Here is a 1,011-nt window from a genome sequence, read left to right as displayed (position 1 = left end):
CAGATCCTATGAGCAGGGGACGTCGACGAACTGATACGTAAAATCAGCGTGTCGAGTCCTGTTCAAAGGAGAGAGCATCATGCGCACGGATCAGACGTTCACGACGGGTGGTGAGGAACCGGTGCTGGCGGTATCACTCGAGCTTGCCGGAGCAAACTGGAAGGTCGCGCTGCACGACGGCCGGCGCGAGAAGCCCGCCGTGCACACGGTCGCGCAGCCACAGGCCGCCGCCCGCCTGCAGGCGGTGCTGGACCTGATCGAATGGCACAGAGAGAAGTGGTTGCTGCCCGCGGGCGTGCGGGTCGTCGTGAGCTACGAGGCCGGCCAGGACGCGTTCTGGATCTGTCGTGCGCTGCAGGCGCGCGGCATCGAGTGCTACGTCGTCGATCCGGCGAGCATTCCGGTCGAACGCCACAAGCGACGCGCGAAGACCGACCGGCTCGATGTCATCAAGCTGGTGATCAATCTGCGCGCGTGGCTGCGCGGCGAGCGTGACCGCATGCACGTGGTTCACGTGCCGTCGCCGCAGGACGAGGCGTCGCGCCAGCTGATGCGCGATCGCGGGGAACTGCAGAAGGAAGTCCTGCAGCATCGCGACCGCATGCGCAAACTGCTGGCCACGCTCGGCTGCTGGGATGAGGTCGACCACAAGGCCTTTGCCGGCCGGCTCGCCCGTAACGAGGTGAAGTGCCACGACGGCACGCCGCTGCCGCCCGAGCTGCGTGAACGGCTGCTGCGCGAGTGCGAACGGCTGGCACTGGCGGAGCAGCAACTCGCCGCGCTGGAGAAGACGCGCAAGGCGAGCGTGCCGGCGGCCGCGCGCAAGCGCAGCGAGGACCTGGCGCGCCTGAAGGGCATCGGCGAGGTGGGTGCGTCGCGCCTCGCGCTGGAGTTGTTCTGGAGGGAGTTCAGCAACCGGCGCCAGGTGGGGGCGTGCGTCGGGCTGGTGCCGCAGCCCTACGACAGCGGCGAGAGCCATACCGATCAGGGCATCAGCAGGCAGGGCAACCG

At 67.9% G+C, this 1,011-nt stretch carries 1 protein-coding gene; it reads left to right on the top strand.

Going from position 1 to position 1,011, the window contains the following annotated elements:
• Positions 1-79: 79 nt before the first annotated feature.
• Positions 80-1,011: IS110 family transposase (locus M0D67_RS42030; protein WP_266243698.1), on the top strand; the 932-nt coding region annotated here is incomplete at its 3' end.

The organism is Paraburkholderia sp. SECH4 (assembly GCF_030511745.1).
In the GTDB taxonomy this organism is placed as follows: domain Bacteria; phylum Pseudomonadota; class Gammaproteobacteria; order Burkholderiales; family Burkholderiaceae; genus Paraburkholderia; species Paraburkholderia madseniana.
Note: the sequence above shows the minus strand (reverse complement) of the source record. Positions and strands in the feature narration are given on the sequence as shown.